The organism is Aquabacterium sp. (assembly GCF_049274795.1).
Taxonomy (GTDB): domain Bacteria; phylum Pseudomonadota; class Gammaproteobacteria; order Burkholderiales; family Burkholderiaceae_C; genus Aquabacterium.
On sequence record NZ_JBASTH010000062.1, the window covers coordinates 1 to 14,794 of the forward strand.

A 14,794-nucleotide genomic window follows, 5' to 3' on the forward strand; every position below is an offset into this window, starting at 1 on the left:
CCGCAAGCCCCCGCCGCCACGCAGCCGCGCCGACCTGGACGCGCTGGCCGCCGTCGCCCAGCGTGCGGCGGAACTGCCGGGCGATGTGGTCGTGGCCTTGCAGGAGGTCGATGGCCCCCAGGCTGGCGCCCAGACCTTCCGCCAGGGCTGGAAGCTTGATTGCTTCACGCCACGTGCGCACCCGCAGAAGGTGGGTTTTGCCATCCGCCAGGGCGTGCCCTACCGCTGCAACCCGCCGCTGCAGGCGCTGGACATCGACGGCCGCACCCGCGGTGGCGCCGACATCACGCTCTACCCCAACACCAAGAACGCGGTGCGCCTGCTGGCCGTGCACCTCAAGAGCGGCTGCTTCGATGGCGCACTGGACCGCGCATTCGAGCCCTGCGGCAAGCTGCGCCAGCAGGTGCCGGTGCTCGAAGCCTGGGTCGATGCCCGTGTGCGCGAGAAGGTGCACTTTGCCGTGCTGGGCGATTTCAACCGCCACCTGGACCGCGATGCCCGTCTGGCCGCCGGCCCCGACGAGGCCGCGCCCCTGGCCATGCTGGACGCCATCAACGACGACCGCCCCGTGGGCGCGATGGTCTACCCGGCCACCAACAAGCAGGTCTACGTACCCTGCACCTTGCGCGAGAAGCACACCCGTTACATCGACGACGTGCTGATGGGCCAGAGCCTGCGCTTCGCCACCAGCCGCGTGCGCTTCGTGCGCCTGTCCTACACGCTGGAAGAAGAAAGGCGCCAGGTGTCCGACCACTGCCCGATAGGCGTGCAGCTGGACAACATGGCGCCTTGACGCATCAGGCCTTGCCTTGCGTGGCCACGGCCGCAGCGGCCTTGGCAGCGGCTTCGGCATCGCCCAGGTAGTAGTGCTTGATGGGCTTCAGATCAGCATCGAGCTCGTACACCAGCGGGATGCCGTTGGGGATGTTCAGGCCCACGATGTCGTCGTCGCTGATGTTGTCCAGGTACTTGATCAGCGCGCGGATGCTGTTGCCGTGCGCGGCCACCACGATGCGCTTGCCGGCCTTGATGGCAGGCGCCATGGCTTCATTCCAGAACGGCAGCACGCGGGCCACGGTGTCCTTCAGGCATTCCGTCAGGGGGATCTGGTCGGCCTGCAGCTTGGCGTAGCGGATGTCCTGGCGCTGGCCGCGAGGGTCATTGGCGTCCAGCTCGGGCGGCGGCGTGTCATAGCTGCGGCGCCACACCAGCACCTGCTCGTCGCCGTACTGCTTGGCGGTCTCGGCCTTGTTCAGGCCCTGCAGGGCGCCGTAGTGGCGCTCGTTCAGGCGCCAGGAGTTCACCACGGGCAGCCAGGGGCGCTCCATCTCGTCCAGCGCGTGCCACAGGGTGTGGATGGCGCGCTGCAGCACCGAGGTGTAGGCCACGTCGAACTCGTAGCCCTCGGCCTTGAGCAGGCGACCGGCCTGCTTGGCCTGCTCGATGCCGGTGGGCGTGAGGTCCACGTCCGTCCAGCCGGTGAAACGGTTTTCCAGGTTCCAGGTCGATTCGCCGTGGCGGATGAGGACAAGCTTGTACATGGCGCTGCGTCGGTTGAGTCAGTCAGAAAAGGGGGGGCGCGGTCGGTCAAAGCCGTGGCGCCGAACCGGGGATTTTATAATCGCCGGCTCCACGCGTGGGCCCCCTGCCCGCGCGGCCCCTGTGACCCTGAGACCCGACGGCAAGCACGCCACGCATCAAACATGAGCTACATCACCGAAAACTGGTACTGGATCGTCGCCGCCCTGGGCTCTGGCGGCGCCTTGGCGTGGCTGCAACTCAAGAACGGCGGCGGTGGCGGCGATCTGAGCGCCCAAGACGCCGTGATGCTGATCAACCGTGAAAAAGCCACGGTACTGGACGTGAGCGACGCGGCCGAGTTCGCCGCCGGCCACGTGCGCAACGCACGCCACGTGCCGCTCGACCAGATCGCCGAAGGCGTCAAGGGCCTGCCCAGCAACAAGCAGTTGCCCCTGGTGGTGATCGACGCCACCGGCGCACGCGGCACCAAAGCCGTGGCCAAGCTTAAGGCCCTGGGCTACGAGAAGGCCCAGGCCCTGCGCGGCGGCCTTCGCGCCTGGCGCGAGGCCAACCTGCCCATCGACAAGGCCAACTGAGGCCCCAAGGCTCCGCACGCACCTGCGTGGCGCCCTACACCAGGGCGCCAACACCTTGCCGGCGCCTTGGTTAAGCGCTCGGCGGGACAATGACAGCCAACCGTTTCAGCAGCCCCTCAGCAGCCGACCACACCATGCAGCACGTCAAGATGTACACCACGCAGGTCTGCCCGTTCTGTCAGCGGGCCAAGATGCTGCTCAAGCAACGCGGCGTGGCCGCCATCGAAGAGATCCGCATCGACCTGGATCCCGCCCAGCGCGACCACATGATGGAGATCACCGGCCGGCGCACCGTGCCGCAGATCTACATCGGCGAGACACACGTGGGTGGTTGCGACGACCTGATCGCGCTGGACCAGCAAGGCAAGCTGATGCCCCTGCTGGGCGGCGAAGCCGCGGCCTGAGCCAGCCTGGGCGGACGCCATGTCCGCGATGGCGGCGGGCGGGACTCTTTCACCCCGCCTGCGCCCCCGGAACCAGGGGTAGACCCCTGCAAACCATGAACTGCGCCCCACCCGGGGCTGTCACAGGGCTGGGCGATAATCCAGCCCTGTTGCCTTTTTCCGGCTTGGAGTTCTTCGCGCCAACCGCAGCGCCCCGGCCACCATCATTCACCGACATCACGGATTTACGAGGATCACATGAGCGACCAAGCCCAACCCAGCTTCAACATCCAGCGCATCTACCTGAAGGACCTGTCCGTCGAACTGCCCAACGCCCCCCAGATCTTCCTGGAGCAAGGCAACCCCAACGTCGACGTGCAGTTGAACCTGAACGCTGAGAACGTCAACGAAAACGGCATCTTCGAAGTCACCGTCAGCGCCACCGTGACCACCAAGGTCAACGACAAGGTGCTGTTCCTGGTCGAAGCCAAGCAAGCCGGCCTGTTCGAGATCCGCAACGTGCCGGAAGACCAGCTGCAGCCGATCATCGCCATCGCCTGCCCGCAAATCGTCTACCCCTACCTGCGTGCCACCGTGGCCGACGCCATCAACCGCACCGGCTTCCCGCCCGTGCACCTGACCGAAGTGAACTTCCAGGCCATGTACCAGGCCCAGTTGGACCAGGCCGCCCAGGCCCAGGGCGCTGCTGGCCACGCCTGATTCACCCACGGTCTCGCTCCTGCGCCCCATGCCGGCTTCGCCCATGAACGTCTCCGTGCTGGGCGCGGGCGCCTGGGGCACCGCCCTGGCCATCAGCGCCGCCCGCCGCGCCACGGGCGTGGGGCGGGTGATGCTGTGGGCGCGCGATGCCGCCCAGGCCGAGGGCATGCGCGAGGAGCGCCGCAACACGCGCTACCTGCCTGAAATCGGCCTGCCCGAAAGCCTGGAGATCACGGCCGACTGGCAAGCCGCCATCGACCATGCCGGCACGGATGGCCTGCTGGTCATCGGCACGCCCATGGCCGCCCTGGGCGACATGCTCGCGCGCGTGCCCCCTGGCGCCGCCGTGCTGTGGCTGTGCAAGGGCTTCGACAAGACCACCGGCCAGTTGGGCCACGAGATCGCCCAGGCCGTGCGCCCGGGTGGCCGCAGTGGCGTGCTCTCCGGTCCCAGCTTCGCGCTGGAGGTGGCCCAGGGCAGTCCCACCGCGCTGGTGGCCGCCAGCCCTGACGCCACGCTGCGTGAGCAGGCCGTCACGGCCTTCCACAGCGACAGCCTGCGCGTCTACACCTCCACCGATCCGGTCGGCGTCGAAGTAGGCGGCGCCGTCAAGAACGTGCTGGCGATCGCCACCGGCATCGCCGACGGCCTGGCGCTGGGCCTCAATGCCCGTGCGGCCCTGATCACCCGCGGCCTGGCCGAGATGACCCGCCTGGGCGTGGCCCTGGGCGCACAGCCCGACACCTTCATGGGCCTGTCGGGCCTGGGGGATCTGGTCCTCACCGCCACCGGCCACCTCTCGCGCAACCGCACCGTGGGCCTGCAACTGGCCCAAGGCAAGGATCTGCCCACCATCCTGCGGGAGCTGGGCCATGTCTCCGAAGGCGTCTACAGCGCCGCGGCCGTGCTGGCGCGCGCCCAGACCCTGGGTGTGTCCATGCCCATCACCGACGCCGTGGTGCAGGTCATCGACGGCCGGCTCAGCCCGCAGGCGGCCGTGCAGGCCCTGATGGGCCGCGAAGCCCGCCCCGAGCACTGACCCTGCGTCCCAGGCAAACGCCCCAGAAAGGCGCTTGTGATCAAGATCAAGCTCGGCATCGAGCTCAGGTACGACATCGCCCCGCCAGGCAGCGACCTCATCTTCAACATCCACGCCGCCCACACCCGGCAACAGATGATCACGCAAGAGAGCCTGCAATCAGCCAGGCCCTCATTGCGCAGATCCACACCGACAAGGCCACCAGCAACCGCTACCTGCGGCTGAGCGCAGCGCCTGAGCCGCTGACCGTGCGCTACGGCGCCACCGTGGCACTGCACCACCACATTGCCCAACCCGAGCAGATCTCGGAGACCCCCGTGGCGCGACTGCCCATGGATGTCATGGGCTACGTCTACCCCAGCCGCTACTGCCAGTCCGACCAGTTGCATCGCCTGGCGGTGGCCGAGTTCGGGCAGCTGTGGCAGGGCTACAGCCGCGTGCAGGCCATCCAGGAGTGGGTCCAACGCCGGGTGAAGTTCACCAACAACGCGTCCAACTCGAACACCTCCGCGCTGGAAACCCTGCGCGATGGCGTGGGCATCTGCCGGGATTTCGCCCACCTGATGATCGCGCTGTGCCGTGCGGTGAACATCCCGGCGCGCTTCACCACAGGCATCGACTATGGGGCTGATCCGGCCCTGGGGCCCACCGACTTCCATGCCTACGTGGAGGTCTACCTCGGGCACCGCCATCCCGATGGGCTTCGTGCGCGTCGGCACGGGACGCGATGCGGCGGATGTGGCCTACGCCACCATCTTCGGCACGGTCACATCGGCGCTACCGCTCATCACGGTCGAAGCCCTGGCGGCACCGCATGCCGTGATGCCCTACGCGTGTCGCGAGGCGCTGTCCACCGACGAATGAGCCGCCATGGCCTGGCGCCGGCTCAGCCGCCGCCCGCGTAGCCGTTCTGGCGCCAGGCCTCGAACACGGCCACCGCCACCGCATTGCTCAGGTTCAGGCTGCGCTGGCCTGGCCGCATCGGCAGGCGCACGCGCTGCGCCACCGGAAACTGCTCGCGCAGGGCCGGATCCAGCCCCCGCGTCTCGCACCCGAACACCAGCCAGTCATCCGCCTGCCAGGCCACCTCCCCCATGGGCTGGCTGCCGTGCGTGGTGAAGGCGAACAGGCGCACCGGATCAGGGCGCTGCGCGGCCACGAAAGCCTCCCAACTGGCATGGCGCTGCACGGGGGCGTACTCGTGGTAATCCAGGCCCGCGCGGCGCAGCAGCTTGTCGTCCATCGAAAAGCCCAGGGGCTCGATCAGGTGCAGCTCGCAGCCGGTGTTGGCGGCCAGGCGGATCACATTGCCCGTGTTGGGCGGGATCTCGGGCTGGACCAGGACGATGCGGAACATGGGGCGCGATTCTAGGCCTCTGCAGTGCAAAAGCCGACAAAGCGCCCTACACAGATCTTTACGAGAGGTCCACACACGCTTTACCCCCGGGGCAGACGATCAAGCCATCGACAGGAGACATGGTGTCACCTGTCATCACCGAGGAGACCCACTCCATGACGCAATCGACTTCCACCCTGTCCCGTGGCCTGGCGCCACGCTGGGCACGCCTGGCCTCCGGCTCGATGCTGGTGGTCGGCGCCGTGCTGGCCTCCGTGTCCGCGATGAACGCTTCGGCCGCACCTGGCCAGGGCCCGCGCGCAGCCTTCCACAAGGTGGCCCACCACCCGGGCGGCAGTGCCCCTGGCGTGCTGCTGGGCGGCCCGGGCCTGGACCGCATGCTCGACGAAGTGCAGGCCAGCGCCGCACAGCGCGCCCAGATCCGCCAGATCGCCGGCGCCGCGCGCGATGACCTGCGCAAGCTGCGCGAAGCCGCCCCCGACCTGCGCAAGGACACGCTGAACGTGCTGACCCAGCCCAGCATCGACGCGGGCGCCGCCGAACAGGCCCGCCAGAAGATGCTGGCCCAGCAAGATGCCGTCTCCAAGCGCACGCTGACCGCGATGCTGGACGTGGCCAAGGTGCTCACCCCCGAGCAGCGCACCCAGCTGGGCGAGAAGCTCAAGGCCCGCCAGGCCGAGCGTGAGCAGCGCCGCGAGCAACGCCGCCAGGACCGGCCGGACCGCCTGCCCGGCGATGGCGCCCAGCCGCCGCCCGCTCAGTGAACGCCCCCCATGGCGCGCCCAGTGAGGCTGCCTCGCTGACGCCCCAGAAAGCGCCCTGACACGGCGCCTGCCCCCGGTGACGCCTGCCCGGCGCCACCGGGGCGCTTTGCCTTCCGACACCCCTACTTGAGCACGTCCGCCGGAGAACGCCACAATGATGGACATGAGCGAACACATCCTGATGATCGACGACGACCTGCGCCTGAGCACCATGGTCGGTGACTACCTGCGCAGCCACGGCTACCAGGTGTCGACCGCGCCCAGCCTGAGCGCCGGCCGCGAACTGCTGGCCCGCCAGGCCTGCGACGCCCTGGTCCTCGACCTCATGCTGCCCGATGGCGATGGCCTGGACCTGTGCCGCGAGGTGCGTGCATCGCCCCGCACCCGGGCGCTGCCGCTGCTGATGCTCAGCGCACGCGGCGAGCCCACCGACCGCATCGTCGGGCTGGAGATCGGTGCCGACGACTACCTGCCCAAGCCCTTCGAGCCGCGCGAACTGCTGGCCCGCGTGCGCGCCCTGCTGCGCCGCACCGCCACCGCCCAGGTCGACGACGACGTGTGGCGCTTTGGCCGGCTGGAGATCGACAACGGCCTGCGCCAGGTACGCCTGGACAACCAGCCCTGCGATCTCACGTCCTACCAGTTCGACCTGCTGACCGTGCTCGCGCGCCACCCGGGCCGTGTGCTCAGCCGCGACCAGATCATGGACTCGCTCAAGGGCCACCCGCTGGACGCCTTCGACCGCTCCATCGACGTGCACATCTCGCGCATCCGCGCCGCCATCGAGCAAGATCCCAAGAACCCTCAGCGCATCCTCACGGTGCGCGGCGTCGGCTACGTGTTCGCCAAGAAGCAAGACGCTGAATGAAAACCCTGGCGCTGCGGATCTACCTGGCGGTCGTCACGGTCCTGCTGCTGTTCGCCCTGCTCACCGGCTGGCTGGCCAAGCGCAACCTCGAGCGGGAGATCCAGCGCTTCCAGAGCGAGCAGACCCAGTCCGCGCAGGACACGCGCAACGCCGCGTGGGGCGAGCTGATCGAAAACAGCCTGCCGGGCGTAGATTCGCCCGAGGCCCTGCAGCGCGACGCGCTGCTCGACTGGTCAGAACGCCTGCGCCTGCCCCTGGCCCTGGACAACCCCCAGGGCCGGCGCATCGCCACCTCGGCCCAGCTGGCCGAACGCCTGCAGCGCCACCCTGATCTGGCCAACCGCCTGCAGAGCGCCAAGCTCACCGATGGCCGCACCCTGTGGATCCTGCGGCCCGGCGGCCCGATGCCCGGCCCCCACCGCCTGCCCCCCCCCGAGAGCAACGCCCGGGACGGTGACACCCGCCCCTCACCAGGCTGGCGGGACGAGCATGAGCGCCGTGATGGCAGGGAGGGCAGAGAGGGCCGCGAACGCGAGATGCGCCCGCCCCCCTTCGTACCCAACGAACCCTGGCTCTCCCCGCTGGGCGTGATCCTGCCACCCGCCTGGGCCGGTGGCGTGCCCGAACTGCTGATCGTGCTCGTCATGGTGTTCATCGCCGTGGCCGTGGGCGCCTGGCCCGTGGCCAACCACCTCACGCGCCGCCTCAAGCAACTGCGCCAGGGCGTGGAGCGCTTTGGCGAAGGCCAGCTGCAGCACCGCGTCGAGGTCGAAGGCAAGGATGAGGTCGCCGACGTGGCCCGCAGCTTCAACCAGGCCGCGCAGCGCATCGAAGAGCTGGTCACCTCGCACCGCAGCCTGCTGGCCAATGCCAGCCACGAACTGCGCTCGCCGCTGGCCCGCATGAAGATGGCCATCGCCATGCTCGACGATGTGCCGCCCGAACACGCCAACCGCCTGAAGGACGAGATCCAGCAGGACATCAACGAGCTCAACGGGCTGGTCGAGGAAGTGCTGCTGGCCAGCCGCCTGGACGCCCGCCCCACACTCGATCTGCAGCCGGTAGATGTGCTGGGCCTGCTGATCGAGGAGGCCGGCCGTGTGGGCGCCGAGGTCGACACCGAAAACCTGCCGCCCGCCCTGGCCGGCACACCGCTCCAGGCCGACGAACGCCTGCTGCGCCGTGCCGTGCGCAATCTGCTGGAGAACGCCCGCCGCTACGGGCGCACCGGCACGGAGCCGGCGGCGGTCGAAGCACGGCTGCGCATCAGCGCCACCCAGCGCCTGGAAATCCTGATCGATGACCGCGGCCCGGGCGTACCGTCCGACCAGCGCGAACGCATCTTCGAGCCCTTCTACCGCATGCCGGGCCATGCCGAGCACGCCGGCGGCGTCGGGCTGGGCCTGAGCCTGGTGGCCCAGATCGCCCAGCGCCATGGCGGCGAGGTGCGCTGCGAAGCACGCGAGGGCGGCGGCGGCCGCTTCGTCATCGCGCTGCCGATGCCTGCGGTGCCTGATGGCCGGGGCGCATCACGCCGTGGTACTCAGGCCCGGAAGTAATCCCGGTACCAGGCCACGAAGCGGGCCACGCCCTCGCCGATGGGCACCACGGGGTGAACGCCGGTCCAGTCTTCCAGGCGGGCGGTGTCTGCATAGGTGGCCTCGACATCACCCGGCTGCATGGGCTGCAGGTCTTTCACGGCCTGCAGCCCCAGCGCCCCTTCGAGCGCTGCAATGAAGTCCAGCAGGGCCACCGGCTCGCTGTGGCCGATGTTGAAGACACGGTAAGGCGCCCACGACGATGCCGGCGTCGGTGCCAGCCGGTCGAAGGTGTCATCGGGCGTAGGCACACGGTCCAGCGTGGCCACCACACCGGCCACGATGTCGTCGATGTAGGTGAAGTCACGGCGCATCTGGCCATGGTTGAACACCTTGATCGCCTCACCGGCCAGGATGGCCCGTGCGAACAGCATCGGCGCCATGTCGGGCCGGCCCCAAGGGCCATACACCGTGAAGAAGCGCAGCCCCGTGGTCGGCAGGCCATACAGGTGGCTGTAGGTGTGCGCCATCAGCTCGTTGGCCTTCTTGGTGGCCGCGTACAGGCTCACGGGGTGATCCACCGGATCGCCCTCGGCAAAGGGCATCTTGCGGTTGCCGCCATACACGCTGGAGCTGCTGGCATAGACCAGGTGCGCCACGCCATGGTGGCGGCAGCCCTCCAGCACGTTCACGAAGCCCACCAGGTTCGATTGCGCGTAGGCGTGCGGGTTCTGCAGCGAATAGCGCACGCCGGCCTGGGCGGCCAGGTGCACCACGCGGTCAAAGCGTTCACGTGCGAACAGCGCGGCCATGCCGGCCTGATCGGCCACATCGAGCGCCTCGAAGCGAAACGGCGCACCGGGCTGCTGCGCCGCGATGTGCGCCAGCCGATCATGCTTGAGCTGCGGGGCGTAGTAATCGTTGAGGTTGTCGATGCCGACCACCTCGTCACCGCGCGCCAGCAATGCCAGCACGGTGTGCATGCCGATGAAACCGGCCGCGCCGGTCACCAGGATTTTCATGTGCGCCCGATGGCCTGGTAATCCAGCCCGGAGGCCTGCACCAGCGAAGGCTCGTACAGGTTGCGCCCGTCGAACACCACCGGCGCCTTGAGCGCCGCCTTGATGCGGTCGAAATCGGGGCTGCGGAACTCCTTCCACTCGGTCACGATCACCAGCGCATCGGCACCGGCGAGTGCCCCCATGGGGCTGTCGGCGTAGGCCAGGCGCGGCTCATCGCCGAAGACGCGACGGGCTTCGTCCATCGCCACCGGGTCGTAGGCCGTGACGGTGGCGCCACGCCTGAACAGCTCGGCCAGCACCACACGGCTCGTGGCCTCGCGCATGTCGTCGGTGTTGGGCTTGAAGGCCAGGCCCCATACGGCAAAACGCTTGCCCGACAGGTCTTCGCCAAAGCGGCGCACGATCTTGTCGACCAGCACCAGCTTCTGCGCATCGTTGGCATCCTCCACGGCCTGCAGCACCTTGAGCTGCTGGCCGTTCTGGGCACCGGTCTGGATCAGCGCCTTCACGTCCTTGGGGAAGCAGCTGCCACCGTAGCCGCAGCCGGCGTACAGAAAGTGGTAGCCAATGCGGGGGTCGGAGCCGATGCCTTGGCGCACCTGTTCGATGTCAGCGCCCAGCTTCTCGGCCAGCAGCGCCAGCTCGTTCATGAAGCTGATGCGCGTGGCCAGCATCGCGTTGGCCGCGTACTTGGTGAGCTCGGCACTGCGCACGTCCATCACTTGCACCTTGTCGTGGTTGCGGTTGAAGGGGGCGTACAGCGCGCGCATCAGCAGGATGGCCTGCTCGTCGTCGGCGCCCACGATGATGCGGTCAGGGCGCATGAAGTCATCCACCGCCGCACCTTCTTTCAGGAACTCGGGATTGGACGCCACCGCAAAGCGGGCATCGCTGCCACGCTTGGTCAACTCATCCGCGATGGCGGCACGCACCTTGTCGGCCGTGCCCACGGGCACCGTGCTCTTGTCGACCACCACCTTGTAATCGGACATCAGCCTGCCGATGTTGCGCGCGGCGGCCAGCACGTACTGCAGGTCGGCAGAGCCGTCCTCGTCCGGCGGCGTGCCCACGGCGATGAACTGCAAGGTGCCATGCGCCACCGAACGGGCGATGTCGGTGGTGAAGGCCAGGCGGCCGGCCTTGACATTGCGCGCCACCACGGCGTCCAGGCCCGGCTCATGGATGGGGATGCCGCCTTCTTCCAGGATGCGGATCTTGTTCGGGTCGACATCCAGGCACAGGACATCGTTGCCCATTTCGGCGAGGCAGGCGCCAGTGACCAGGCCGACGTAGCCGGTGCCGATGACGGAGACTTTCATGGTTGCTCGTTGGCAGTGATCGGCGAATTGTGCCTGAGCAGGCTGTGACCGCCCAACTTGCGCAAAGAGCGTCCATAAAATCCGGAGAGACAGGCACCATCCCAAGGCCTTCACATGCAAGCTTTATGATCTCGGTAGGCGCCCGGCTTTGTCCAAAGCTTTGGCTTGCCCGCTTTGATTGAGATCGAACATCGGAACCGGTTGCCGTTGTCTCGCCGTTGAGTGGTTTGGCCTATCTGGCAATCCAACCGGTCTGTTTGAACCACTTAATTCAAGGACATCCGATGAAGTGTGTGATTCTCGGCGGAGCAGGGTTCATTGGATTGAACCTGGCCGAAGCACTTGTTCTCGCAGGCCATGAGGTGCTGTGTGTAGACCAGGCCAGCGCGCGCGGACGATTCGCCGAAGCATCGCTGACACATGCCCGCTTAGGCGCCCTGTGGGGCGACGCCTGGCACGAAGAACTCCTCAAGGAAGCACTGACCGGTTGTGACATCTGCTTTCATCTCGTGTCGTCGACGATCCCCCAGACCTCTAACGCGAACCCTCGCCACGATGCGCAGAGCAACCTGCTCGGCACGATCTCGCTGCTGGATGCATGCGTCAAGGCCAAGGTCCGCAAAGTGGTGTTCCTGTCCTCGGGTGGCACGGTCTATGGTGTGCCCAAGGTGGTCCCTATTCCCGAAGAACACCCCACGGATCCGACCTGCTCCTACGGCATCATCAAACTGGCCATCGAGAAGTACCTCGAGATCTACCGCAACCTCCATGGACTCGAGCACTCGATCGTCCGGCTCTCTAACCCCTATGGCGAGCATCAACGTACCACTGGTGCCCAGGGCGCCGTGGCAGTTTTCCTGGGCAAGGCCCTGCGTGACGAAACGATCGAGGTGTGGGGCAATGGCAATGTCTCCAGGGACTACGTGCACATCAGCGATGTCGTCGCCTGCCTGATGGCCACCATGGCCTCCAGCGATCCCAGGGCACGTCTGCTGAACGTGGGATCCGGCAAAGGTTGCACCATCAATCAGTTGCTCAAGGTCATTGGCGATGTGGTGCAGCGAGACCTGTCGATCTCTTATGTGCAAGAGCGCTCGTTCGATGTGCCCTCGAACATCCTGTCCATTGACCGTGCCACCACCGTGCTTGGCTGGCGCCCCTTGATTGGCCTGGACCAAGGTGTGCGCCGTTTCGCAACATGGCTCCATCAGCACGAATCGGAAAATGCCTGACCCGGGCATAGCATGGCGCGCATCCCGTCTTCACAGACGACGCGCGCCTTATTTTTACAGTTCGACACGATTTCCTAAAACAGCAAACGGGAATTAAATGAATCCCTCCGCGACGGCCTGGAAGGGCATGAAGTTTCGCCACAAGGCCCGTTACTGGGCCATGCGAGCCCTGGCACCGATTGGCCTGGCCGATTTCGAGCCGGAGTTCTATGCCCGGATGAATCCCGACATCGCAGCGACAGGGCTCGACCCCTTGCTGCATTGGGTCGTCCGTGGACGCAAGGAATCCCGCTTGTGTTCATCCAAGCAGATGAGCGCAGTCAAGGACGTCTGGCAACTGGGCGGGCTGGCGGACCAGGCAGGCAAGCCGACCGTGTTGCTGGTCAGCCATGAAGCGTCACGCACCGGCGCACCCATCCTGTGCCTGAGCCTGGCCCGGCAGTTGCAAGACCGCTTCAACGTCGTCACCCTGCTCTTGAAGGATGGCCCCCTCACCCCCCACTTCAAGAAGGCCAGCACCCGGCTGGCCGTGGCCGAAGGACATCAGGGCCATGACCTGCGCAGCGTGATGTGGAGCCTGAACGCTCAGAACTTCAAGGTGGACGTGGCGATCGTTAACTGCATCGTTTCGTACCCCGTGCTGGCCTACTTGAAACACTTGCAGGTGCCCAGCCTGATGCTGATCCACGAATACGCGGCGTATTGCAAGCCTTCGTACATGTTCGATCACGTGGTACAGTTCTCGGGCAAGATCGTCTTCTCGGCACCCAGCACGAAATCGAATGCGGTCGACGAAATCGGCGACTTGCCCATCCTCACCCAATCGCTGGTGCTGCCACAGGGCCAATGTGTCGCCGAGATCGAACCGCGAGACAGCGCCGAGGCAGCCCAGGAGCAAGCCTTGATTGCCGATGTGCTCGGCAAGGGCGCCGACGGCACCGCACTGGTCGTGGTGGGCGCAGGCAGCGTCAACATCCGAAAGGGAGTCGACGTGTTCATCCAGTGCGCCGCGCTGATGCGCAAGAAGGCCCCGGATGGGCGTTTCAAGTTCGTCTGGGTCGGCGGCGGCTACGACTCAGAAAAAGACCTAGCGTACTCGGTGTACCTGAAAGAGCAGATCAAGCGCAGCGGGCTGTCCGACAGCTTCCAGTTCCTCTCGGAAGTCGCGAACATCCAGGCGGTCTACGATCGCACGGACGTCTTCTTGCTGACCTCCAGGCTTGACCCCCTGCCCAACGTCGGCATCGATGCGATCTGCAATGGCTTGCCGATCTTCTGCTTCCAGAACGCCTCGGGGATCGCCGACATCCTGGTGCAAGAAGGCTATGCGGATGAACTGGTCGCCCCGTACCTGGATGCCGATGCCATGGCATCGCAGGTGTTGGCCGTGGCACGCACCCATGAGCAGCGCCAGGCGCTCAAGCAACGGCTGCAGCACACAGCCCACAAGGTGTTCTCGATGGAGCGGTACACCCAGGCCATCGGCGATGAGGCAGAAGCCTTGCTGAGCAGCCGCGCCTGAGCGCCTTCCTCTGCGCGAGCAGGCCCCTGATCAACCAGAAAAACAGATACGACGTGAGTCCATACCCCACCCAGGATGAAGCTGATCTTGGTGAGGTTGAATTGGACCTTCAGTGCCCAGTTCGCGCATCGGAGACAGTTGAACACCGACATAGCAAGCCAGCGACACCAGGAACAGGCCCACGACCACCCAGCCCGTTCGCCTGACATCCGGCTGACGCACGAACAAGAGCGCAGCCGTGGCATAGAAGAAGATCTCACATGACAGACTCCATGACACCACATTCAAGGAGAAATAGTACTCAGGCATCGGGAAGTAAGCCTGCGTCAGTGACAAGTTGCTCATGAGCACGAGCACCTTCTTGTAGAACGGAATGTCGTACTGAAACGGAAACACCGCCACGGCAAAAGCCGCATAAGCCAGAAGGGTGAGCACATGCACCGGATAGATGCGCGCCGCACGGCTGACGATGTACAGCGGCACCTCGTCGCGTTTCATGGCGCTGTACCGATAGGCGATGACGAAGCCCGACAACACGAAAAAGAAGTTGACCCCGGCCCCCAGGTTCAGGACACCGCGCAGATCGGGGATGTCGAAACCCTGGCAGGAAGTCGGCCCTGCAAAATTCACCGTACCGCCAGGGTTCGTAATCTGACCCCGGTTTTCCCCGCCGCCGCGGCCGTTGCGAACGCGGCAGCGAGCATGCACAGCAGCGCGAGCACGGGCGCAAGAAGGCCTTTGAGCCCCAAACGCACGATGGCCCGCAGCAGCCAGCGGATGTTGTAACCCGCCGCGCACAGCACCGCGTGCAGCGCGTCGCCGGTTGCCCCTTGCAGCCAGCACCGGTCCATGGCGTTGTCGTGCTTGAGGTGCCCGATGGCCGGCTCCACCGCCTGGCGTCGTTTGAGCCATC

The 14,794-nt window shown here is 66.4% G+C and carries 16 protein-coding genes and 1 pseudogene; 11 read left to right on the forward strand and 6 right to left on the reverse strand.

What is annotated here, in order from left to right; all coding sequences use genetic code 11:
• A partial coding sequence (locus WAQ08_RS09330; RefSeq protein ID WP_422191217.1) for a hypothetical protein occupies nucleotides 1–793 on the forward strand: 793 nt, incomplete at its 5' end.
• Between the two features lie 4 nt (nucleotides 794–797).
• On the opposite strand, the gene gpmA is transcribed toward WAQ08_RS09330, so the two are convergent.
• Nucleotides 798–1,541, reverse strand: coding sequence for a 2,3-diphosphoglycerate-dependent phosphoglycerate mutase (gene gpmA / locus WAQ08_RS09335; protein WP_422191219.1), 744 nt, complete (start codon nucleotides 1,539–1,541; stop codon nucleotides 798–800).
• A gap of 162 nt (nucleotides 1,542–1,703) precedes the next feature.
• On the opposite strand from gpmA, the gene WAQ08_RS09340 reads away from it, so the two are divergent.
• The 5 genes from WAQ08_RS09340 (at nucleotide 1,704) to WAQ08_RS09360 (ending at nucleotide 5,164) form a co-directional block, all read left to right on the forward strand.
• Entirely contained in the window at nucleotides 1,704–2,117 is a 414-nt protein-coding gene (locus WAQ08_RS09340) for a rhodanese-like domain-containing protein (RefSeq protein ID WP_422191221.1), read from the forward strand.
• 134 nt (nucleotides 2,118–2,251) lie between these two features.
• Nucleotides 2,252–2,521, forward strand: a complete 270-nt coding sequence (grxC, locus tag WAQ08_RS09345) for a glutaredoxin 3 (protein ID WP_422191223.1) — start codon at nucleotides 2,252–2,254, stop codon at nucleotides 2,519–2,521.
• Nucleotides 2,522–2,758: 237 nt separating this feature from the next.
• Nucleotides 2,759–3,220 (forward strand): protein-export chaperone SecB, encoded by a 462-nt coding sequence (gene secB / locus WAQ08_RS09350; protein ID WP_422191225.1) that lies wholly within the window; start codon nucleotides 2,759–2,761, stop codon nucleotides 3,218–3,220.
• Nucleotides 3,221–3,263: 43 nt separating this feature from the next.
• Nucleotides 3,264–4,259 (forward strand): NAD(P)H-dependent glycerol-3-phosphate dehydrogenase, encoded by a 996-nt coding sequence (locus WAQ08_RS09355; RefSeq protein ID WP_422191227.1) that lies wholly within the window; start codon nucleotides 3,264–3,266, stop codon nucleotides 4,257–4,259.
• Between the two features lie 248 nt (nucleotides 4,260–4,507).
• Nucleotides 4,508–5,164 (forward strand): transglutaminase-like domain-containing protein, encoded by a 657-nt coding sequence (locus tag WAQ08_RS09360; RefSeq protein ID WP_422191229.1) that lies wholly within the window; start codon nucleotides 4,508–4,510, stop codon nucleotides 5,162–5,164.
• Here the strand turns inward: WAQ08_RS09360 and trmL are convergent.
• The gene (trmL, locus tag WAQ08_RS09365) at nucleotides 5,146–5,616 is read right to left on the reverse strand and encodes a tRNA (uridine(34)/cytosine(34)/5-carboxymethylaminomethyluridine(34)-2'-O)-methyltransferase TrmL (protein ID WP_422191231.1); all 471 of its coding nucleotides are present in this window, start codon (nucleotides 5,614–5,616) and stop codon (nucleotides 5,146–5,148) included. The genes WAQ08_RS09360 and trmL overlap by 19 nt on opposite strands.
• A 155-nt stretch (nucleotides 5,617–5,771) precedes the next feature.
• Here trmL and WAQ08_RS09370 point away from each other — a divergent pair, with 155 nt between their 5' ends.
• The 3 genes from WAQ08_RS09370 (at nucleotide 5,772) to WAQ08_RS09380 (ending at nucleotide 8,807) form a co-directional block, all read left to right on the forward strand.
• Nucleotides 5,772–6,380 (forward strand): Spy/CpxP family protein refolding chaperone, encoded by a 609-nt coding sequence (locus tag WAQ08_RS09370; RefSeq protein WP_422191233.1) that lies wholly within the window; start codon nucleotides 5,772–5,774, stop codon nucleotides 6,378–6,380.
• 163 nt (nucleotides 6,381–6,543) lie between these two features.
• A complete protein-coding gene (locus WAQ08_RS09375; protein ID WP_422191235.1) occupies nucleotides 6,544–7,248 on the forward strand; it encodes a winged helix-turn-helix domain-containing protein in 705 nt (234 codons plus the stop codon).
• Complete coding sequence (locus tag WAQ08_RS09380; protein WP_422191237.1) at nucleotides 7,245–8,807, forward strand: HAMP domain-containing sensor histidine kinase; 1,563 nt, start codon at nucleotides 7,245–7,247, stop codon at nucleotides 8,805–8,807. Before WAQ08_RS09375 ends, WAQ08_RS09380 begins: the two co-directional genes overlap by 4 nt.
• Here WAQ08_RS09380 and WAQ08_RS09385 read toward each other — a convergent pair.
• A complete protein-coding gene (locus WAQ08_RS09385) occupies nucleotides 8,792–9,808 on the reverse strand; it encodes an NAD-dependent epimerase (RefSeq protein WP_422191239.1) in 1,017 nt (338 codons plus the stop codon). The genes WAQ08_RS09380 and WAQ08_RS09385 overlap by 16 nt on opposite strands.
• Nucleotides 9,805–11,127, reverse strand: coding sequence for a UDP-glucose dehydrogenase family protein (locus WAQ08_RS09390; RefSeq protein WP_422191241.1), 1,323 nt, complete (start codon nucleotides 11,125–11,127; stop codon nucleotides 9,805–9,807). The genes WAQ08_RS09385 and WAQ08_RS09390 overlap by 4 nt, the downstream gene beginning before the upstream one ends.
• Before the next feature lie 227 nt (nucleotides 11,128–11,354).
• Here WAQ08_RS09390 and WAQ08_RS09395 point away from each other — a divergent pair, with 227 nt between their 5' ends.
• A complete protein-coding gene (locus WAQ08_RS09395; protein WP_422191243.1) occupies nucleotides 11,355–12,359 on the forward strand; it encodes an NAD-dependent epimerase/dehydratase family protein in 1,005 nt (334 codons plus the stop codon).
• Nucleotides 12,360–12,456: 97 nt separating this feature from the next.
• Nucleotides 12,457–13,881, forward strand: a complete 1,425-nt coding sequence (locus tag WAQ08_RS09400) for a glycosyltransferase (RefSeq protein WP_422191245.1) — start codon at nucleotides 12,457–12,459, stop codon at nucleotides 13,879–13,881.
• A 30-nt stretch (nucleotides 13,882–13,911) separates the two neighbouring features.
• Here the strand turns inward: WAQ08_RS09400 and WAQ08_RS09405 are convergent, their stop codons facing one another.
• Both WAQ08_RS09405 and WAQ08_RS09410 read right to left on the reverse strand, forming a co-directional pair.
• Nucleotides 13,912–14,511 carry an acyltransferase family protein gene (locus WAQ08_RS09405; protein ID WP_422191247.1) on the reverse strand — a complete coding sequence of 200 codons (600 nt, stop codon included), beginning with the start codon at nucleotides 14,509–14,511 and terminating at the stop codon, nucleotides 13,912–13,914.
• Nucleotides 14,508–14,794: pseudogene (locus WAQ08_RS09410) on the reverse strand (hypothetical protein); the annotation flags it as partial. The gene WAQ08_RS09405 and the pseudogene WAQ08_RS09410, both read right to left, overlap by 4 nt.